The 19,252-nt window shown below is 60.1% G+C and carries 18 protein-coding genes and 2 tRNA genes; 16 read left to right on the forward strand and 4 right to left on the reverse strand.

Annotated features, from left to right (window positions below; genetic code table 11):
- The 3 genes from ABWW33_RS26590 to ABWW33_RS26600 all read left to right on the forward strand — a co-directional run.
- The coding region (locus ABWW33_RS26590; RefSeq protein ID WP_353404445.1) for a DUF2345 domain-containing protein at positions 1-367 on the forward strand (367 nt) is incomplete at its 5' end.
- A gap of 9 nt (positions 368-376) precedes the next feature.
- The gene (locus ABWW33_RS26595) at positions 377-2,095 is read left to right on the forward strand and encodes a Tle4 family T6SS lipase effector (protein WP_353404446.1); all 1,719 of its coding nucleotides are present in this window, start codon (positions 377-379) and stop codon (positions 2,093-2,095) included.
- Positions 2,092-3,072 carry a T6SS immunity protein Tli4 family protein gene (locus tag ABWW33_RS26600; protein ID WP_353404447.1) on the forward strand — a complete coding sequence of 327 codons (981 nt, stop codon included), beginning with the start codon at positions 2,092-2,094 and terminating at the stop codon, positions 3,070-3,072. The genes ABWW33_RS26595 and ABWW33_RS26600 overlap by 4 nt, the downstream gene beginning before the upstream one ends.
- 99 nt (positions 3,073-3,171) lie before the next feature.
- On the opposite strand, the gene ABWW33_RS26605 is transcribed toward ABWW33_RS26600, so the two are convergent.
- Positions 3,172-4,476: a dicarboxylate/amino acid:cation symporter gene (locus tag ABWW33_RS26605; protein ID WP_176651170.1), complete on the reverse strand. Its 1,305-nt coding sequence runs from the start codon at positions 4,474-4,476 to the stop codon at positions 3,172-3,174.
- 200 nt (positions 4,477-4,676) lie between these two features.
- Positions 4,677-5,471, reverse strand: coding sequence for a 3-hydroxybutyrate dehydrogenase (locus ABWW33_RS26610; RefSeq protein WP_353404449.1), 795 nt, complete (start codon positions 5,469-5,471; stop codon positions 4,677-4,679).
- 124 nt (positions 5,472-5,595) lie between these two features.
- On the opposite strand from ABWW33_RS26610, the gene ABWW33_RS26615 reads away from it, so the two are divergent.
- The 3 genes from ABWW33_RS26615 to ABWW33_RS26625 are packed head-to-tail and all read left to right on the forward strand — an operon-like array spanning position 5,596 to position 9,113.
- Positions 5,596-6,474, forward strand: a complete 879-nt coding sequence (locus tag ABWW33_RS26615) for an alpha/beta fold hydrolase (RefSeq protein ID WP_176651168.1) — start codon at positions 5,596-5,598, stop codon at positions 6,472-6,474.
- A gap of 28 nt (positions 6,475-6,502) precedes the next feature.
- The gene (locus ABWW33_RS26620) at positions 6,503-6,853 is read left to right on the forward strand and encodes a RidA family protein (protein WP_353404451.1); all 351 of its coding nucleotides are present in this window, start codon (positions 6,503-6,505) and stop codon (positions 6,851-6,853) included.
- A 7-nt stretch (positions 6,854-6,860) separates the two neighbouring features.
- Positions 6,861-9,113, forward strand: a complete 2,253-nt coding sequence (locus ABWW33_RS26625) for a RelA/SpoT family protein (RefSeq protein ID WP_176651166.1) — start codon at positions 6,861-6,863, stop codon at positions 9,111-9,113.
- Positions 9,114-9,118: 5 nt separating this feature from the next.
- Here ABWW33_RS26625 and ABWW33_RS26630 read toward each other — a convergent pair whose 3' ends face one another.
- Together ABWW33_RS26630 and ABWW33_RS26635 are read right to left on the reverse strand one after the other, a co-directional pair.
- The gene (locus ABWW33_RS26630; RefSeq protein ID WP_353404452.1) at positions 9,119-9,766 is read right to left on the reverse strand and encodes a CatA-like O-acetyltransferase; all 648 of its coding nucleotides are present in this window, start codon (positions 9,764-9,766) and stop codon (positions 9,119-9,121) included.
- Positions 9,759-10,706, reverse strand: coding sequence for a cation diffusion facilitator family transporter (locus ABWW33_RS26635; RefSeq protein WP_353404453.1), 948 nt, complete (start codon positions 10,704-10,706; stop codon positions 9,759-9,761). Before ABWW33_RS26635 ends, ABWW33_RS26630 begins: the two co-directional genes overlap by 8 nt.
- Positions 10,707-10,857: 151 nt before the next feature.
- Here ABWW33_RS26635 and ABWW33_RS26640 point away from each other — a divergent pair.
- The 10 genes from ABWW33_RS26640 (at position 10,858) to ABWW33_RS26685 (ending at position 19,107) form a co-directional block, all read left to right on the forward strand.
- Positions 10,858-10,934, forward strand: a tRNA-Val gene (locus ABWW33_RS26640).
- 57 nt (positions 10,935-10,991) lie between these two features.
- Positions 10,992-11,068 (forward strand) — tRNA-Val (locus ABWW33_RS26645).
- A gap of 192 nt (positions 11,069-11,260) precedes the next feature.
- The gene (gene thrS, locus ABWW33_RS26650) at positions 11,261-13,168 is read left to right on the forward strand and encodes a threonine--tRNA ligase (protein ID WP_353404454.1); all 1,908 of its coding nucleotides are present in this window, start codon (positions 11,261-11,263) and stop codon (positions 13,166-13,168) included.
- Positions 13,169-13,188: 20 nt separating this feature from the next.
- Entirely contained in the window at positions 13,189-13,728 is a 540-nt protein-coding gene (gene infC / locus ABWW33_RS26655) for a translation initiation factor IF-3 (protein WP_071658961.1), read from the forward strand.
- 212 nt (positions 13,729-13,940) lie between these two features.
- The gene (rpmI, locus tag ABWW33_RS26660) at positions 13,941-14,138 is read left to right on the forward strand and encodes a 50S ribosomal protein L35 (protein WP_008449407.1); all 198 of its coding nucleotides are present in this window, start codon (positions 13,941-13,943) and stop codon (positions 14,136-14,138) included.
- A gap of 23 nt (positions 14,139-14,161) precedes the next feature.
- Complete coding sequence (rplT, locus tag ABWW33_RS26665) at positions 14,162-14,521, forward strand: 50S ribosomal protein L20 (RefSeq protein ID WP_090313948.1); 360 nt, start codon at positions 14,162-14,164, stop codon at positions 14,519-14,521.
- A 101-nt stretch (positions 14,522-14,622) separates the two neighbouring features.
- Entirely contained in the window at positions 14,623-15,642 is a 1,020-nt protein-coding gene (pheS, locus tag ABWW33_RS26670; RefSeq protein ID WP_353404457.1) for a phenylalanine--tRNA ligase subunit alpha, read from the forward strand.
- Between the two features lie 116 nt (positions 15,643-15,758).
- Complete coding sequence (pheT, locus tag ABWW33_RS26675) at positions 15,759-18,185, forward strand: phenylalanine--tRNA ligase subunit beta (RefSeq protein ID WP_176651162.1); 2,427 nt, start codon at positions 15,759-15,761, stop codon at positions 18,183-18,185.
- Between the two features lie 140 nt (positions 18,186-18,325).
- Positions 18,326-18,673 carry an integration host factor subunit alpha gene (locus tag ABWW33_RS26680; protein ID WP_019919772.1) on the forward strand — a complete coding sequence of 116 codons (348 nt, stop codon included), beginning with the start codon at positions 18,326-18,328 and terminating at the stop codon, positions 18,671-18,673.
- Positions 18,674-18,690: 17 nt separating this feature from the next.
- The gene (locus ABWW33_RS26685; protein WP_176651161.1) at positions 18,691-19,107 is read left to right on the forward strand and encodes a MerR family transcriptional regulator; all 417 of its coding nucleotides are present in this window, start codon (positions 18,691-18,693) and stop codon (positions 19,105-19,107) included.
- Positions 19,108-19,252 lie beyond the last annotated feature (145 nt).

The following is a 19,252-nucleotide window of genomic DNA, read 5'->3' on the forward strand; positions in this document are numbered from 1 at the left end:
GGACTGGGCGGCGGCCAAGAGCATCAGCTTGTCGACGGCGGGCGGGGCGAATATCACCATCGACGGCGGCAATATCACGGTGCAATGCCCTGGTAAATTGACCATCCATGCTGGCAAGAAGGCGTTTGCCGGCCCAGCGAGCATGAACTCTGAGATGCCAGTTTTGCAGCGTGGGACTCTGGCGTTTGATGAAAAATTCCAATTGCTTGATCCATCAGGCGATCCCATCAAGAACATGCGGTATGCGATCATGAAAGAAGATGGTGCGCGTATTGAAGGCGTCACTGATGGCGAAGGTCGAATCCCATTGCAGCAAGGATTCCGGCCGGAGAATATTCAGATCGTGATTTTAGGTATGTTGAAATAAGGATTGATCATGTCGTACGTGCCACCCGATAAAGAGCGTGCTCAGCAAGCCCAGCCTGGCACAAATGGCAAACCTACTTTTGACTGGCAACTAACCGGTACTAGCTTGCTGGACACAGTGAAATTGACCTTGCCGCCCATGGTCTCTTTGCCTGTCGTGTTCGTGCCTGGCATTATGGGTAGCAATTTGGCAGATCAGGACGGAGAGCCGGTCTGGCTTCTCAATAGCACAAAGGGGCAACCTATTGGTTTGGCTTGGCGTTGGGCGAGCAAAGGGCCTGGCGCGCGTCAGCAAGTGCTCCATCCGCAGCGGACCCAAGTCTATAACGATGGAAGTGTTCCAAAAAAAATGGCGGGCATGGTGAGCCGGCGTGAAACCTATAAAGATCGCGGTTGGGGCGAAGTTGGCGAAACCAGTTATCACGAATTTCTGCTCTGGCTTGAAGATAAAATGAATGGGCAAGGATTTAACCCTGCCAAGTGGGATGATTTCTTTTATACCTCCGTCAGTGCCGCGCCTGCGCCAGGCGCACGTCCTCCTGAGCCCAAGCTGTATCCCGGCATTGCCATGGAGATGAACGGTTTGCCCAGGATGGCAGAAGAAGGTCATGTGACAGCGCCCGTGATGTCGGACGATTTGCTAAAGCGTGCAAAATGCAGGTTCCCGGTATATGCGTGTGGATACAATTGGCTTGCGTCCAATGAGGTGGCGGGAGCAAGGCTCAAAGCTCGCATAGAAACCATCATAGCGGAGAACAATAGCGGAGCGTTTAAATGTCAGCAGGTAATTTTGGTGACGCATTCTATGGGAGGGCTGGTAGCTCGCTTTTGCTCGCAATTGCCCGGCATGCAGGAAAAGATCGCCGGCATCGTACATGGTGTCATGCCCGCAGTAGGCGCTGCAGTTGCGTATCGACGATGCAAAGTGGGCATGCGCGACGAGGATTTTGGCGCGGCTCTGGTGATCGGCTCAACGGGACAAGAAGTGACTGCAGTATTTGCTCAGGCGCCGGGCGCGCTGCAATTGCTGCCGGCAAATGGGTATCGTCCACGTTGGCTGTCAGTATCAGATGCTCAAGGCAAGAATCTAGTCAATCTGCCTGCCGGCGATCCGTATGAGGAAATTTATCTGGTTAAGGACCGTTGGTGGGGATTGGTACGCGAGGAATGGCTGTCACCGACCAATGGAACACCGATCGATTGGAATGAGTTCAGCAAGAACGTCAAACGTGCAAAGGATTTTCATAGCAAAATCTCCGGCCACTATCACCCGCATACGTTTGTATATTACGGCGCAAGTGGCGGCCCGCAGGCCAGTTTTGAAACGATCAAGTGGAGCATGCGCAAAGGACTGCAGCCTGAAAAAGGGATGCGGCCAACAGAGCAAGAGATCTCCAGCTATACCCATCAGATGGTGCGGGAACAAGGGAGGAATGAGATTTTTGTTGGGGGAGAAACCAAGGTGCAGTCAACTTATGGCCCAGGTGGTGGTGGCGTGACCAGCTACGAAACCAGTTTTTGGGAGATTCAATCTGCTATGCAGGACGGAAATGGCGACGGCACCGTGCCGGCCAGCTCTGGTATGGCGCCACGCCGCGATGGAGGTACTAATATTCAACAGCAGTTTCGTCTGCAGGGATTCTCACATGAGCCGTCGTTCAAAGATCCAACTGCGCAGCGTGTGACCCACTATGCAATTACCAAAATAGCCGCAATGGCCAAACTATGAGAATTTTTGCTTGTTCTGTCCTGGTATTGATTGCTGCAGGATGTGATGGAAAAAAGACCGACGACCTAGCCCATTCGAAAATGAACCCAGTCATGAAAACACAGTGTATCGGCCGGAATCTTGTTGATCTGCCCGACGGATATGCGTTGAAAACCGGCGCGAGCGCCATGTTCACGCCAATACAGGATGCCGTGGAAAGCGCCAAGATTGATCTCCGTGTCACGCCGGTTACCGACATGGCGGCGTTTGTTGCTCAGGTCAAGGCGCGTCATGCTGAACTGGCCGCCGCCGGTTCTGGAGAGACAGACCGGCTTACACTGGCGCGGGAAATCTCCGATGGAGGTATGTTATATCGGGTCAGGGAGATCGATGATGCGTATCAAAGCGAAATTCATTGGCTCTTACGTGACCAATATTTAGTTGCAACCATTCATTCTTATAAAAACCAAATGAATGAAGCGGAGGAGCTGCTATATTCTTTAATGAAAAATATCGCGTACCAAGGTGAGCCCGCAGCTGCTTCGAAAGCGTTTTGTTTCAGCCGCGTGGCGGTTGGTGGCAACTATCGCGCGGAATCCGCGAGTTTGCGTTTCAAGAATGCTCTAAGGCCCGATATCTCGTTTTCTATCGATGTGGATACCTTCAGACGGGACGATACTGAAACATTGCTGCAACGTGTAGGCGGTCCCAATTCCCTCTTGAGAAAGTTCAAGGCGAAAGAGTCGGTGCTGCGCAAGGGGGAATTGGAAGTGGCGGGAATGCGAGCACAAGAGTGGGGGGCGTCAATTATGCTTGGCGAGGACGAGGACGAGAAAAAACTTGGCCTGACGCTGGAAACCATGCGCCCAGTTCCCTCTCTGTCTGCACCCAAGATTCATTTGGAAATGGACGTGAGTGGCAGCAGCGCGCACGACGAGAAAGGAGCGCTTTTACTGTGGGACAGCGTCGTAAGAACTATACGCCAGCATCCGCACTAGCTCGGCTCTTAGCTGGAGAGTTTACATTCAAGGTTGTGGAATGAAAAAAACCCGCCGGGCTGCACAGCCGGGCGGGGAGCGGAAGGAAGGCGGGGGCGATCAGTGCGCGTGGCGGGTCAGCGGCTGCAGGTCGGGATCGGTCACGGTCGAGCCGGGATTGTTCAGCTCCTTGTGCAGCGTGTCGTGATTCAGTTCTTTTTCCCAGTGCGACACCACCACCGACGCCACGCCGTTGCCGACGAAGTTGGTCAGCGCGCGGCATTCGCTCATGAAACGGTCGATGCCCAGGATCAGCGCCATGCCGGCCACCGGGATGGTCGGCACCACGGCCAGGGTCGCGGCCAGCGTGATGAAGCCGGCGCCGGTGATGCCGGAGGCGCCCTTCGAGGTCAGCATGGCGACGCCGAGGATGGTCAGTTCCTGCGTCAAGGTCAGGTCGGTGTTGGTGGCCTGCGCCACGAACAGCGCGGCCATCGTCATGTAGATGTTGGTGCCGTCCAGGTTGAACGAGTAGCCGGTCGGGACCACCAGGCCCACCACCGATTTGGAGCAGCCCAGGCGCTCCAGCTTGGTCATCAGCGAAGGCAGCGCGCTTTCGGACGAGCTGGTGCCCAGCACGATCAGCAGTTCTTCCTTGATGTAGCCGATGAACTTGAAGATCGAGAAGCCGGTCAGGCGCGCCACAGTGCCCAGCACCACCACCACGAACAGGCCGCAGGTCAGGTAGAAGCAGCCCATCAGCGTGGCCAGCGGTTTGAGCGAGGCGATGCCGTATTTGCCGATGGTGAAGGCCATCGCGCCGAACGCGCCCAGCGGAGCGACTTTCATGACGATGGCGACCACGCCGAAGATGGCGGACGACAGCTCGTCGATGAGCTTGGTGACAGGCTTGCCGCGATCGCCCAGCAGCGACAGCGAGAAGCCAAACAGGATGGCGATCAGCAGCACTTGCAGGATGTCGCCCTTGGCGAAGGCGTCGACCACGGTGTTCGGGATGATGTTCATCACGAAGTCGATGGTGGACTGGTGCTTGGCTTTCTCGGTGAACTCGGCGATGGCCTTGGTGTCGAGCGTGGCCGGGTCGGCGTTGAAGCCGGCGCCCGGGCGCACGATGTTGGCGACGAACAGGCCGATCACCAGCGCGAAGGTGGAGATCACCTCGAAGTACAGCAGAGCCTTGCCGCCGACGCGGCCGATTTTCTTGATGTCCTGCATGCCGGCGATGCCGGAGACGACGGTACAGAAAATCACCGGCGCGATGATCATCTTGATCAGCTTGATGAAGCCATCGCCCAGCGGTTTCATGGCGACCGCATCGGATGGGTAGAAAGTACCCAGCAGGATGCCGCAGGCGATGGCGAACAGCACCTGTACGTATAGAATTTTATAAAACGGCTTTTTCACGGGATCTCCTCGCGTTCTTGTGAGGAGTTCATCATCCGTCAAAATAAGAGACATCACCATTGTGGTTAACCGCATTCATCGCGGTGATATCTCTTATGGAAGTTGCTACAAACCGGGCTCAGCGAGGCGTGGCGCCGAAGGCAGTGCGCCTGCACGGCGAGGTGCCACAACGAAGCTGGGGCCGGTTTTTAGCGACTTCCTTATTGTGCTACCCAGCCGCCGTCCATATTCCAGGCCACGCCGCGCACCTGCTTGGCCGCGTCGGAGCACAGGAATACCGCCAGCGCGCCCAGTTCCTCCGGCGTGACGAACTCACCGGACGGCTGCTTGTCGGCCAGCAGCGCCTTTTTGGCGGCTTCATTGCTGATGCCATCCTTCTCGGCGCGCGCGTCCACCTGTTTCTGCACCAGCGGCGTCAGCACGAAGCCGGGGCAGATGGCGTTGACCGTCACGCCGGTGGTGGCCGTTTCCAGCGCGTTGGTCTTGGTCAGGCCGACCAGGCCGTGCTTGGCCGCCACATAGGCCGACTTGCCGGCCGACGCCACCAAGCCGTGGGCGGACGCGATGTTGATGATGCGGCCCCAGTTGTTGGCGCGCATGCGCGGCAACACCAGGCGCGACGTGTGGAAGGCCGACGTCAGGTTGATGGCGATGATGGCATCCCATTTCTCGACCGGGAAATCCTCGACATTGGCCACGTGCTGGATGCCGGCGTTGTTGACCAGGATGTCGACGCCGCCGAACTTCTCGCCGGCGTAGGCGATCATGGCTTCGATTTCCGCCGGCTTGGTCATGTCGGCGTTGTGATAGCCGGCCTTGACGCCGAATTCCCGTGCCATATCCTGTTGCAGCTGTTCGATTTCGGCGGCGTCGCCGAAGCCGTTCAGCAGCACGTTGGCGCCTTCGGCCGCCAGCGTGCGTGCGATGCCCAGGCCGATGCCCGAAGTCGAGCCGGTTACCAGCGCTGTCTTGCCGCTCAAAGTCTTGTTTGTCATGGAGTCCTCTGCAGGGTTGGAGAATAAAATGGGGCTGCGCTACACTTCGGTAGGATTTTAAGTGCAACGCCCGGTAAAATGGTGATTCTGAACATCATTACATAAAAACTATCAAGGAAGCCGCATGTTCGAAGCGAAAATAAAGTCTGTTCAATGCCTGTCGCTGGCCGGTTTGCATCGCATGTCGTACAAGGAATGGGGCGACGCGGCCAATCCCAATGTGCTGGTCTGCGTGCACGGCGTGACGCGCGTGGGCGACGATTTCGACGCCATGGCGCGCGCGCTGGCCGGCGACTACCGCGTGATCTGTCCGGACATCGTCGGCCGCGGCCGCTCCGACTGGCTGAAAAACCCGCAGCTGTACCGCATTCCGCAGTATGTCAGCGATATCGTAACCCTGCTGGCGCGCGTGCTGCCAGAGGGCGAAAGGCAGAGCGTCGACTGGTTCGGCACCTCGATGGGCGGCCTGATCGGCCTCGGCCTGGCGTCGCTGCCGGGCAATCCGGTGCGCAAACTGGTGCTCAACGATATCGGCCCGGTGCTGGCGCCGGTCGCCATGCAGCGCATCGGCGACTACATCGGCCAGGACCTGCGCTTCGACACCTTTGAGGACGGCGCCAAATTCATCCGCGACGTGTCGCTGTCCTTTGGCCAGCACACCGAGGCGGAATGGCATAAACTGTGCAGCGATGTCCTGCGCCAGGACAAAGACGGTCATTGGGTGCGTCATTACGATATGGGATTGGCCACGCCGTTCCGTTCGGCGACGCCGGAATCGGCCGATGCCGACCAGGCGATGCTGTGGGCGGCCTACGATGCGATCAAGTGCCCGACCTTGCTGGTGCGCGGCGCCGATTCCGACCTGCTGTCGCCGGAAACGGCGGCCGAGATGACGCGGCGCGGCCCGCAAGCCACGCTGGTGGAGATTCCGAACGTCGGCCATGCGCCGACCTTCATCCACGAGGACCAGATCGCGATCGCCAGGAAATTCCTGTTGGGCTAACAATAAGAGAACGGTAAAGAAGAGAAGTATGGAAATCAAACGACTGCATGTAGGCAAACGCTTGTCCGAAGTGGCAATTCACAATGGCACCGTGTATCTGGCGGGCCAGATCGCCGAGGAAACGTCCGCCGACATCAAGGGGCAGACCCGCGAAGTGCTGGGCCATGTCGACCGCCTGCTGGCCGAATCGGGTAGCGACAAGACCTGCATCCTCAGCTGCCAGATCTACATCAAGGACATGGCCGACTTCGAAGGCATGAACGAGGAGTGGGACATCTGGGTGCCGAGCGGCCACACGCCGCCGCGCGCCACGGTGGAATCCAGGCTGGCCAATCCGGACGTGCTGGTCGAGATCGTTATCGTCGCTGCGCAGCGCTAGGGGCATCATGGTTTCCATCACCGCACTGACAAGCGCCGCATCGGAGCAGCTGGTCCAGGGATTGTCGCCCGACGACAGCGCGCGCATGCTGGCGGCGCTGGACTTCGCCAGCACCAGCTACGCCGACAAGACCAGCGCCGGCGGCCAGTCGGCATTTGACTTCTCGGTCGGCGTGGCCGGCACGCTGGCCTTCATGCGCACCGACGTCGAGACCCGCATCGCCGGCCTGATGTTCGAGCTGACCTTGCTGGACACCGCGCAGGCGGCCATCATCGAGCCGCGCTTCGGCCAGGAGGTCGGCGACCTGGTGGCCGGCGTGCGCCAGCTGATCCGCCTGCGCGAGCTGACGCAGACGCAGGGCCCGCAAGGCGCCGTCGCGCGCGGCCGCAACGCCGCGCAGCAGGCGGTGGCGCAGGTAGAAACTTTGCGCAAGATGCTGCTGGCGATGGCCTCCGACATGCGCGTGGTGCTGGTGCGGCTGGCCTCGTGCGTGACGACCCTGCGCTACTTCGCCGACATCAAGCTGTTCAACGACATGACCTGCGCCTACGGCCGCGAGACGCTGGACCTGTACGCGCCGCTGGCCAACCGGCTGGGGATCTGGCAGCTGAAGTGGGAGCTGGAGGACTTGTCGTTCCGCTTCATCGAGCCGGAGGCGTACAAGCGCATCGCCAAGATGCTGGAAGAAAAGCGCATGATGCGCGAAGGCTTCGTCACCAGCGCGATCGCGCGGCTGCAGTCGGAGATGGCCTCGGCCGGCATCCAGGCCGAGGTGTTCGGCCGGCCCAAGCACATCTACTCCATCTGGAGCAAGATGAAGGGCAAGGAGCTGGACTTCACCGACCTGTACGATGTGCGCGCCTTCCGCGTGATCGTGGCCGACGTCAAGACCTGCTACACGGTGCTGGGCGTGGTGCACAACATCTGGACGCCGATCCCGAAGGAATTCGACGACTACATCTCGCGGCCGAAATCGAACGGCTACCAGTCGCTGCACACGGTGGTGACGGCGGAAGACGGCCGGCCGCTGGAGGTGCAGATCCGCACGCAGGAAATGCACAGCTTTGCCGAGTACGGCGTGGCGGCGCACTGGCGCTACAAGGAGGAGGGCGGCTCCAACTTCGCCGGCCAGAAGTACGACGAGAAGATCGCCTGGCTGCGCCAGTTGCTGGCGTGGAAGACCGACGTCGCCGACGCCGTGGTCGGGCAGGAAGACCAGCAGCGCGAATGGGTGGAAAAGCTCAAGGCCGCGGCGCTGGACGACCGCATCTTCGTGCTGACCCCGCAGGCGCGCGTGCTGGAATTGCCGGTCGGCGCTACGCCGGTGGACTTTGCCTACCACCTGCACAGCGATGTCGGTCACCGCTGCCGTGGTGCGCGGGTGGACGGCGTCATGGTGCCGCTGAACACGCCGCTGAAAAACGGCCAGACCTGCGAGATCATCACCGCCAAGGGCGCGCCCGGCACGGCCGGTCCGTCGCGCGACTGGCTCAGCGACGAATACACGGTGGCCACGCGCACGCGCTCCAAGATCCGCGCCTGGTTCCATGCGATCGACATGCAGGAAACGCTGTCGCACGGCCGTGCGATGGTGGAAAAGTCATTGCAGCGCGAAGGCAAGACTGCGGTCAACCTGGAGGCGCTGGCCAACAAGCTGGGCTTCGCCAAGGTTGACGACCTGTTCCTGTCGGTGGGCAAGGATGAGTTCAGCCTGCGCCACGTCGAGCAGGCGCTGCACGACACGGGCGAGCCGGCCGAACCGGAAGACGCGGTGGTGCTGGGCAAGAGCAAGGCGTCCAGCGTGGACCAGGGCGCCAAGTCGGGCGTGCTGGTGGTCGGCACGGACGGCTTGATGACGCAGCTGGCCAAGTGCTGCAAGCCGGCCCCGCCGGATGGCATCGTCGGTTTCGTCACGCGCGGCAAGGGCGTGTCGATCCACCGCGCCACGTGCAAGAACTTCGCCGAGATGCGCGCCAAGGCGCCGGAACGGGTGATCGTGACGGAGTGGGGACGGGCCGTATCGGACACGGTCTACCCGGTCGACATCTTCATCCTGGCGGGCGACCGCCAGGGGCTGCTGCGCGATATTTCCGAGATCTTCTCGCGCGAGAAGATCAACGTCATCGGCGTCAACACACAAAGCGCGAAGGGCTATGCGCGCATGACCTTCACGGCCGAAATCGGCGCCACCGCGCAACTGCAAAAAGCGCTGAACGCCATCGCGGAAGTGACCGGCGTGCAGGAGGCTCGCCGGGCCTGATTGCTTCAGCGCGGCTGCATGGCCTCCGCTACTTTTGCGGCGATGGCTTCGGCCAGCAGATGCACGTGGTAGCCGTCGACGAAGCCGTGGTGGGCCAGCACCGACATATTCATCTCCAGTTTGCCGTCAGCGCGCGGATCGCTGAAGCGTCCCCACGCCAGCGATGGGATGTCGTAGCTCTTGTGGTGGTAGATAGGATGTTCGATCGCCACCAGTTTCAACCACGGCGTGCAGGTGATGTGGATGTTGCGCTTCTTGTCGAGCGGACTCAGTGCTTCGGTAGTGTTGATCAGCATGTCGCTGGCCTCGGCGATCTTTTTCGCCGCCACGCTGCGGGCGACGAATTCCTGCAAGTCGGGCGACATCGAGAAGCGCGCGAAGTTCAGGTTCTTGTCCTGGTTGAGCACCGTGTACGAGGCCATGAAATCGTCGATCTTGATGACCTCGCCATCCAGGATGCGGTACATGAAGTTGTCGATCCCCTTTAATGCATGCAGAACGCAGTACAGGAAGAAGTGGAACGGCGCCAGCTTGTGTTCCTTGCAGTAGGGCCGGAAGTCCGGCACGGTCAGTTCGAAACTCAGGTTGACCAACGGGTTTTCAAATGAGGCAAAGGCATTGTATCGGTCGCGGCGTTTTTCGAAATTATGCATCGTGAGTGACTTCTGCTTGTAAGGTAATGTGGTCGATGCCATGCTTTTCCAGCAGCATGGTTTTGATGGCATGCAGGATATCGGGCCAGCGCGCGAGGTCGGTGATTTCGACGTGGCCGATCAGGGCCGGCTGGCCCGGCGACATGTCCCAGACGTGCAGGTCGTGCACCGAACGAACGCCTGCCACTTGCTCCAGGTCCGCGCCCACCTTCAGGTAGTCAATCTGATCCGGCACGCCCTCCATCAGGAAGTGGTATGACTCGCGCAGCACGTCGACGGTGGACTTGAGGATCAGCAGCGCGACAAACAGCGACAGCAGCGGGTCGATCTGCATCCAGCCGGTGTAATAGATGACGGCGCCTGCGATCAGCGCGGCCACCGAACCCAGCAAGTCGCCGATGACGTTGACCAGCGCGGCACGGGTGTTCATATTACTGTCGCCGCGCGAAAGAATGTAGGCCAGCACTACGTTGATGAGCAGCCCGATCAAGGCCACCACGAACACGGTGCCGCCTTGCACTTCCTGAGGCTGAGAGAAGCGGTGCACCGCTTCATAAACAATCCAGCCCACCAGCAACAGCAGCGCCAGGCTGTTGACGAAGGCCGCCAGCGCCTCGGCGCGGCCGAAGCCGAACGAGTGGCGCGCCGACGGCGGCCGCTTGGCGATCAGTTGCGCCAGCAGGGCCAGGCCCAGCGCGGCGGCGTCGGTGACCATGTGGCCGGCGTCGGAAATCAGCGCCAGCGAGTTGGACATGAAGCCGGTCACCACCTCCACCACGGCAAATCCCAGCGTCAGCGCCAGCGACCACGCCAGCACCGACTGGCTGCGCTGCTCGTTAAAATGGACGTGCTTGGCGTCGCCGTCGCGGTGCTCGTGCAGGTGGGCGGAAGGCGAGGGCGGCAGTTCTACGCCAGTGTTGGCGCGGGTTTCGGCTTGCATGGGCTTCTTGTTCGAGTGGGAATACCCGTAGTTTAATGGATGCGGATGACCCGCGTATGGCATCTCACAGTAACTTCATAGTGCATTCTGTAAATGTTTCCTATGAATGCCCTTGTTTTTCTTCGGGACGCTCTCTATAATGCTGGTCTTCGGGCGGTTAGTTCAGCTGGTTAGAATACTTGGTCGACATCCAAGGGGTCGCAGATTCGAATTCTGCACCGCCCACCAGATTACGCAGCACAGTAGTAAAAAGCAGTAAAATTAGCAGTAATGAGTAGTACCCCCGGGCGGTTAGTTCAGCTGGTTAGAATACTTGGTCGACATCCAAGGGGTCGCAGATTCGAATTCTGCACCGCCCACCAGAACATGTAAGAGCGAGAAAGGCAATCCGGTTATGACACCGCGAACTACTACCAAGCTTTGGGAGTGACGCTAGTCGATCGGGATTCTTTTTGCTCAAAAAAAGAGAAAACGCGGCTAGCCCGCGTTTTTTTTCGTCCGCGTTTTTTATTGTTTGTTCTACACCTGGCCTGAGTGCCGAAATGGAGATCGTTATGCTTTCAGTTCGCCTTCCTGATGGTTCTGCCCGTGAATTCGACGGCCCAGTCACCGTTGCTCAAGTGGCGTCCAGCATCGCCACCAGCCTGGGCAAGGCTGCCCTGGCCGGCAAGGTCGACGGCAAAGTGGTGGATACCTCTTTCCTGATCGAGAAAGATTCCGATCTGGCCATCATCACCGACAAGGATCCCGAAGGCCTGGATGTGATCCGTCACTCGACCGCCCACTTGCTGGCCTACGCCGTCAAGGAGCTGTTCCCCGATGCGCAGGTGACCATCGGTCCGGTCATCGAAAACGGCTTCTACTACGACTTCTCGTACAAGCGTCCATTCACGCCCGACGACCTGGTCGCCATCGAAAAGAAAATGACCGAGCTGGCCAAGAAGGATGAGCCGGTCACCCGCAAGGTGCTGCCGCGCGACGAGGCCGTGGCCTACTTCAAGTCCATCGGCGAAGCCTACAAGGCCGAGATCATCTCGTCGATTCCCGCCGACCAGGACGTTTCGCTGTACACCGAGGGCAGCTTCACCGACCTGTGCCGCGGCCCGCACGTGCCTTCGACCGGCAAGCTGAAAGTATTCAAGCTGATGAAGCTGGCCGGCGCCTACTGGCGCGGAGACAGCAAGAACGAGATGCTGCAGCGCGTCTACGGCACCGCCTGGGCCAAGAAAGAAGACCAGGAACAGTACCTGTTCCAGCTGGAAGAGGCGGAAAAACGCGACCACCGCAAGCTGGGCAAGCAGCTGGACTTCTTCCACTTCCAGGACGAGGCGCCGGGCCTGGTGTTCTGGCATCCGAAGGGCTGGACCATCTGGCAGCAGGTTGAGCAGTACATGCGCAACAAGTACCAGGTCAACGGCTACCAGGAAGTCAAGGCGCCGCAGATCCTGGACTCCAGCCTGTGGGGCAAGACCGGCCACTGGGACAACTACCGCGAAAACATGTTCGTGACGGAATCGGAAAACCGTTCCTACGCGCTGAAGCCGATGAACTGCCCGGGCCACGTGCAGATCTTCAACAGCAATATGCGCAGCTACCGCGACCTGCCGCTGCGCTACGGCGAGTTCGGCCAGTGCCACCGCAACGAGCCTTCGGGCGCGCTGCACGGCATCATGCGCGTGCGCGGCTTCACCCAGGACGACGGCCACATCTTCTGCACCGAAGAGCAGATCGAGCCGGAAGTCGTGTCCTTCCACACGCAGGCGATGGAAGTCTACAAGGACTTCGACTTCACCAACATCGAAGTCAAGCTGGCGCTGCGTCCGGACAACCGCATCGGCACCGACGAAGTCTGGGACGAGGCCGAGGACGCGCTGCGTTCGGGCCTGCGTGCCTGTGGCGTGAGCTGGACCGAATTGCCGGGCGAGGGCGCGTTCTACGGTCCGAAGATCGAATACCACCTGAAGGATTCGCTGGGCCGCCCATGGCAGGTCGGCACCATGCAGGTCGACTTCTTCATGCCGGAGCGCCTGGGTGCCGAATACGTGGCGGCCGACAACAGCCGCCAGGTGCCGGTCATGCTGCACCGCGCGATCGTCGGTTCGATGGAGCGCTTCATCGGCATCCTGATCGAGAACTACGCGGGCGCGCTGCCGATGTGGCTGGCGCCGGTGCAGGTGTCGGTGCTGAACATCTCCGATGCGCAGGCCGAATATGTGGCACAAGTGGCTGAAAAGCTGCGCCGCAGCGGATTCCGCGTACAGGCCGATTTGCGCAACGAGAAAATAACCTATAAAATACGCGAACATTCCGTCCAAAAACTGCCCTACATCCTTGTAGTTGGCGATAAAGAGCGGGATGCCAACACCGTGGCCGTGCGGGCGCGGGGCAATGTCGATCTGGGCGTCATGTCCGTCGATGCCCTGATCGAGCGACTCCAGCAAGACGTCGCCAACAAAGCCTGATCGCACTGGCCTTTCATTAGATTTTAAAAGGAATCACCATAGCTACTGACAAGTCGCATCGCATCAATGGCGAAATCACTGCCCCTGAAATGCGTTTAAGTGGGGTCGATAACGAGCCTCTCGGTATCGTGAGTTTGGCCGAAGCCTTCCGCCTGGCGGAAGAAGCAAACGTCGACCTGGTTGAGATCGCGCCTACCGCGGTTCCGCCGGTCTGCCGTTTGATGGACTACGGCAAATTCAAGTATTCGGAGCAGAAGAAGGCTCACGAAGCGAAATTGAAGCAGAAAATCATCGCCGTGAAGGAAGTCAAATTCCGCCCGGGTACCGATGACGGCGACTACAATATCAAGCTGCGCAACCTCATCAAGTTCCTCGATGAGGGTGACAAAACCAAGATCACGCTGCGTTTCCGCGGTCGTGAAATGGCGCACCAGGATATTGGCTTCCGTATGCTGGAACGCCTGAAGGCCGATCTGGAGCCGTACGGCCAGGTCGAGCAGTTCCCGAAGATGGAAGGCCGCCAGATGATCATGGTCCTTTCGCCTAAGAAAAAGAAGTAATCTTGCCGTAAATGCAAGCATAAGGGGCGCCGAGGCGCCCCTTATAATTTGTGGTGCAGAATTGCAGCAACTGGTCTATAATTGCCGGCTGTTGTAAATGTAGTGGACTCGCATCTGCTGCAAAAACAAGTGAAAGCAGGCATCTAAGCGCAGCGTAGTGTTGCCACCTGCAATCCTGTTTGATATGGAGCTACCCAAGAGGGTAGATTGCTATGCCAAAAATGAAAACCAAAAGCTCCGCGAAAAAACGTTTTCGCGTGCGTCCAGGTGGTACTGTTAAGTCGGGTATGGCGTTCAAGCGCCACATTCTGACCAAGAAAACCACCAAAAACAAACGTCAGCTGCGCGGCACCCGTAACATCAACGCATCGGATGTCACGTCCGTCATGCGCATGATGCCAACCGCTTAATCTCACACTTTTAAGGAGTTACTATGCCTAGAGTAAAACGTGGGGTTACAGCTCGTGCCCGTCATAAAAAAGTATTAAACCTGGCCAAGGGTTACCGCGGTCGTCGCAGCAAGGTTTACCGTGTTGCCAAGCAAGCAGTCATGCGCGCTGGCCAATACGCCTACCGCGACCGTCGTAACAAGAAGCGCGTCTTCCGCCGTCTGTGGATCGCTCGTATCAACGCCGCTTCCCGTGAGCATGGCGTTACCTACAGCGTCTTCATGAATGGTCTGAAGAAAGCTTCGATCGAACTGGACCGTAAAGTCCTGGCCGATATGGCAGTGATGGACAAGCCGGCCTTCGCCGCGATTGTCAACGCTGTGAAAGCAAAAATCGCTGCTTAATACGCATTGATTTGGGATCGCAATCCCTGCGGGGGTTGCGCAGAGAACGGGGCAAAGGTATATACCTGTGCCCCGTTTTTGATTGAGGATAAGAAAAACGCATGGACTCCCTGGAACAACTCGTCGCCTCAGCAGTGCAGGATTTCGACGCGGTCAAAGATGACGCCGCCGCACTGGAAAATGCCAAAGCCAAATATCTGGGCAAGACCGGCCAGATCACCGAATTGATGAAGGGGTTGGGCAAGCTCGACCCCGAAGCACGCAAGGCGCAGGGCGCCCTGATCAATGCTGCCAAAGGGCGGATTGAAGCGGCGCTGACGGCCCGGCGCGACGCGCTGGCCGACGCCCAGATGCAAACCCGTTTGAACGCCGAGGCCATCGATGTCTCGCTGCCTGGCCGCGGCCGCGCCGGCGGCGGCATCCACCCGGTGATGCGCACCTGGGAGCGGGTCGAGGAGATCTTCCGCTCCATCGGTTTCGACGTGGCCGACGGCCCCGAGATCGAAAACGACTGGACCAATTTCACCGCGCTCAACAGCCCGGAAAACCATCCGGCCCGCTCGATGCAGGACACCTTCTACATCGAAGGCAACGACAGCGAAGGCAAGCCGCTGCTGCTGCGCACGCACACCAGCCCGATGCAGGTGCGCTACGCCCGCAGCCACACGCCGCCGATCAAGGTCATCGCGCCGGGCCGCACCTACCGCGTCGACAGCGATGCCACCCACTCGCCGATGTTCCACCAGGTCGAGGGCCTGTGGATCGCCGAGAACATCAGCTTTGCCGACCTGAAGGGCGTGTACCTGAACTTCGTCAAGGCCTTCTTCGAGACCGACGACCTGCAGGTGCGTTTCCGTCCGTCGTATTTCCCGTTTACCGAGCCGTCGGCGGAGATCGACATCGCCTTCGGTTCCGGTCCGCTGAAGGGCCGCTGGCTGGAGATTTCCGGCTCGGGCCAGGTACACCCGTCGGTGGTGCGCAACTTCGGCCTGGATCCGGAAAAGTACATCGGCTTCGCGTTCGGCTCCGGCCTGGAGCGCCTGACGATGCTGCGCTACGGGGTCAGCGACCTGCGCCTGTTCTACGAGGGCGACCTGCGCTTCCTGAAGCAGTTCAATTAAATACGGATGACGTCATTCCCGCGCAGGCGGGAATCCATGGAACGCCGGCCAAGCCGCTTCAGCATGGATCCCCGCCTTCACGGGGGCGACGCGATAACTGACTAGAAAGTTTGATTATGCAATTCTCCGAAAACTGGCTCCGTACCATGGTCGATCCGAAGATGACTTCGGATGAACTGGCCCATCTGTTGACGATGTCAGGCCTGGAAGTGGAAGAAGTCGAAGCCGTGGCGCCGCCATTCTCCAACGTGGTGGTCGGCCTCGTGCGCGAAATGGCCAAGCACCCGAACGCGGACCGCCTGAACGTGTGCCAGGTCGATGTCGGCACCGGCACCTTGCTCAACATCGTCTGCGGCGCGCCCAACGTGCGCCCGGGCCTGAAAGTTGTCTGCGCGATGGCCGGCGCCATGCTGCCGCCCGGCGCCGACGGCAAGCCGTTTGAAATCAAGGTCGGCCAGCTGCGCGGCGTCGAGTCGCAGGGCATGCTGTGCTCGGCCAAGGAACTGAAATTGTCGGAAGAGGGCAGCGGCCTGCTGGAGCTGCCGGACGACGCCCCGGTCGGCCAGAACTTCCGCGACTACTACGCGCTCAACGACCTCAAGTTCACCATCAAGCTGACCCCGAACAAGGCGGACTGCCTGTCGGTGCTGGGCGTGGCGCGCGAAGTGTCGGCGCTGACCGGCGTGCCGCTGCATGCGCCGTCGTACCGCACCGCGGCCGTCAACAGCGCCGAAGTGCTGCCGGTGAAGATCTCGGCGCCGGACCTGTGCGGCCGCTTCTCCGGCCGCGTGATCCGCAACCTGAACGCCAAGGCCGCCACGCCGGACTGGATGAAGCAGCGCCTCGAGCGCAGCGGCCAGCGCTCGGTGTCGGCGCTGGTGGACATCTCCAACTACGTGATGCTGGAGCTGGGCCGTCCTAGCCACGTGTTCGACCTGGCCAAGATCCACGGCGGCCTGAACGTGCGCTGGGGCAAGGCCGGCGAAACGCTCAAGCTGTTGAACGGCAACACCGTCACCGTGGACGAATGGGTGGGCGTGATTTCGGACGACAAGGAAATCGAATCGCTGGCCGGCATCATGGGCGGCGACGCCACCGCCGTCTCGCTGGACACCGAGTCGATCTACCTGGAAGCGGCGTTCTGGTGGCCGAACGCCATCCAGGGCCGCGCCCGCAAGTACAACTTCTCGACCGACGCGGCGCACCGCTTCGAGCGCGGCGTCGACTACGCGACCACGGTCGAGCACCTCGAGCGCATCACTTCGCTGCTGCTGGAGATCTGCGGCACGCCGACCACCCAGGTGGGCCCGGTCGACGACCAGATCGTCAACCTGCCGAAGCGCGAGCCGGTCAAGCTGCGCACCGCCCGCGCGCAAAAAGTGATCGGCGTGGCGCTGGACGACCAGACCATCGCCGACATCTTCACCCGCCTGGCGCTGCCGTTCACGCTGGCGGACGGTGTGTTCTCGGTGACCGCGCCGTCGTACCGCTTCGACATCGAGATCGAAGAAGACCTGATCGAGGAAGTGGCCCGCGTCTACGGTTTCGAGAACATCCCGACCGTGGCGCCGGTGGCCGCCAACACCATGATCATCGCGCCGGAAAACACCCGCTCGCTGTTCGCCGTGCGCCACCAGCTGGCCGACCTGGGCTTCCAGGAAGTGGTCAACATGAGCTTTGTGGACGCGGCCTGGGAGCAGGATTTCGGCGGCAACGCCAACCCGATCAGGCTGCAGAACCCGATCGCCAGCCAGATGAGCGTGATGCGCTCGACCCTGGTGGGCAGCCTGGTGGCCAACGTGCGCTACAACCTGAACCGCAAGACCAGCCGCGTGCGCCTGTTCGAGATCGGCGCCATCTACCTGCGCGACGACAGCGTGGCCGACGGCGCGCTGACGGTGGCCGGCTATCACCAGCCGAAACGCGTCGCGGCCATGGCCTACGGCGGCGTGGCGGACGAGCAGTGGGGCCAGGACAGCCGCGCGGTCGACTTCTTCGACCTGAAGGCGGACCTGGAGCACCTGTTCGCGCCGCTGTCGCTGCGCTTCGTCAAGGCGGAGCATCCGGCGCTGCACCCGGGCCGCTCGGCCCACGTGCTGCTGGACGGCAAGGTCATCGGCTTCATCGGCGAGCTGCATCCGCGCTGGCTGCAGAAATACGAGTTGCCGCATGCGCCGGTGGTGTTCGAGGTGGATGCGGTTGCTTTGCAGCAACGATCCGTGCCAGAATACGTGGAAATCTCCAAGTTCCCCGGCGCCACCCGCGATCTGGCGGTGGTCGTCAAGCAAGACGTTCCGGCACAGGATTTGCTGGACGCATTTAATGCAGTTGTGCAAACAAATCCACAAGGCAAGATCGTGCAAGCCATTGTTTTGTTTGATGAATATCGTGGTAAAGGACTGGAGTCGGACGAAAAATCGCTTGCTTTCCGCTTTAGCTTGCAAGATACTCAAAACACGCTGCAAGACGATGTGGTGGAAGCCGTGATGACCGCCGTTGGCGATGCGGCCAAGCAAAAACACGGTGCCCGTCTGCGCGCTTAAACCTCGATTTTTTGACCAATGGGAGTCCGGCCTACGCCGGACTCATTCGTTCCTAGATAAGGCAGGGCAGGAAAATTAATAATAACGACGTTGATTCCGCCGTACTCCAATCCGCATTGGCTGCCGATCTGCATCGGGCCATGCAGGTGGCCAAGGTACGCCAGGATGCGGAAAAAGATTTGCCTACGCTGACCAAGGCGGAGCTGGCCGAGCTGTTGTTCGAGCAGGTCGGCCTGAACAAGCGCGAGGCCAAGGACATGGTGGAGACTTTCTTTGACGAGATCCGCAATGCGCTCGAGCGCGGCGAGGCCGTCAAGTTGTCTGGTTTCGGCAACTTCCAGCTGCGCGACAAACCGCAGCGGCCGGGCCGCAACCCGAAGACCGGCGAAGAAATCCCGATCACGGCGCGCCGCGTGGTGACTTTCCATGCCAGCCAAAAACTCAAGGGCATGGTCGAAGAGAGCAATCCGATGGCGCGCGCCGCCTGAGTGAGAAATGAGCCGTGATGAACGATCGCCTCGCCAAGTCTGAACTGGTTGTGCTGCCGCCTATCCCGGCCAAGCGCTATTTCACGATCGGTGAAGTGAGCGAGCTGTGCGGCGTGAAGCCGCACGTGCTGCGCTACTGGGAGCAGGAGTTCACGCAGCTCAAGCCGGTCAAGCGGCGCGGCAACCGGCGCTACTACCAGCACCATGAAGTGCTGCTGATACGGCGCATCCGCGAATTACTATATGAACAGGGCTTCACCATCAGCGGCGCCCGCAATAAGCTGGACAGCCGTGCCTACGATGGCGCCGCGGCGGAGTATGATGGCGCTTCAGCTGTCAACGGTTCGGTGCCGGCAGCCGTTCCTGCTCCGTTGGACCGTGAAATGATACGCAGCGAACTGCTGTCGATACTGCGCCTGCTCAAGCCCGAGTAGCGCGCACCGCTGCCGCGGGCTGCGGACGGCGGAACGATTGCTGCTATACTTTCAATATTATTCATTTATCAGCGACGCTGATACTCGGTGGCGTGAAGTCCGGCGGGGCCCAAGGCACGACAGCCGGACATGACGAGGGGAAACA

Origin of the sequence: Duganella hordei (assembly GCF_040369125.1) — a bacterium.
Taxonomy (GTDB): domain Bacteria; phylum Pseudomonadota; class Gammaproteobacteria; order Burkholderiales; family Burkholderiaceae_D; genus Rugamonas; species Rugamonas hordei.

Coding starts and splice junctions, on each gene's coding strand:
- ABWW33_RS26620 (WP_353404451.1), top strand. CDS start 6,503: ATGGAAATCAAACGACTGCATGTAGGCAAACGCTTGTCCGAAGTGGCA.
- ABWW33_RS26595 (WP_353404446.1), top strand. CDS start 377: ATGTCGTACGTGCCACCCGATAAAGAGCGTGCTCAGCAAGCCCAGCCT.
- ABWW33_RS26630 (WP_353404452.1), bottom strand. CDS start 9,766: ATGCATAATTTCGAAAAACGCCGCGACCGATACAATGCCTTTGCCTCA.
- ABWW33_RS26680 (WP_019919772.1), top strand. CDS start 18,326: ATGCAGGTGGCCAAGGTACGCCAGGATGCGGAAAAAGATTTGCCTACG.
- ABWW33_RS26615 (WP_176651168.1), top strand. CDS start 5,596: ATGTTCGAAGCGAAAATAAAGTCTGTTCAATGCCTGTCGCTGGCCGGT.
- ABWW33_RS26610 (WP_353404449.1), bottom strand. CDS start 5,471: ATGACAAACAAGACTTTGAGCGGCAAGACAGCGCTGGTAACCGGCTCG.
- ABWW33_RS26600 (WP_353404447.1), top strand. CDS start 2,092: ATGAGAATTTTTGCTTGTTCTGTCCTGGTATTGATTGCTGCAGGATGT.
- ABWW33_RS26685 (WP_176651161.1), top strand. CDS start 18,691: ATGAACGATCGCCTCGCCAAGTCTGAACTGGTTGTGCTGCCGCCTATC.
- thrS (WP_353404454.1), top strand. CDS start 11,261: ATGCTTTCAGTTCGCCTTCCTGATGGTTCTGCCCGTGAATTCGACGGC.
- ABWW33_RS26625 (WP_176651166.1), top strand. CDS start 6,861: ATGGTTTCCATCACCGCACTGACAAGCGCCGCATCGGAGCAGCTGGTC.
- pheS (WP_353404457.1), top strand. CDS start 14,623: ATGGACTCCCTGGAACAACTCGTCGCCTCAGCAGTGCAGGATTTCGAC.
- ABWW33_RS26635 (WP_353404453.1), bottom strand. CDS start 10,706: ATGCAAGCCGAAACCCGCGCCAACACTGGCGTAGAACTGCCGCCCTCG.
- rplT (WP_090313948.1), top strand. CDS start 14,162: ATGCCTAGAGTAAAACGTGGGGTTACAGCTCGTGCCCGTCATAAAAAA.
- rpmI (WP_008449407.1), top strand. CDS start 13,941: ATGCCAAAAATGAAAACCAAAAGCTCCGCGAAAAAACGTTTTCGCGTG.
- pheT (WP_176651162.1), top strand. CDS start 15,759: ATGCAATTCTCCGAAAACTGGCTCCGTACCATGGTCGATCCGAAGATG.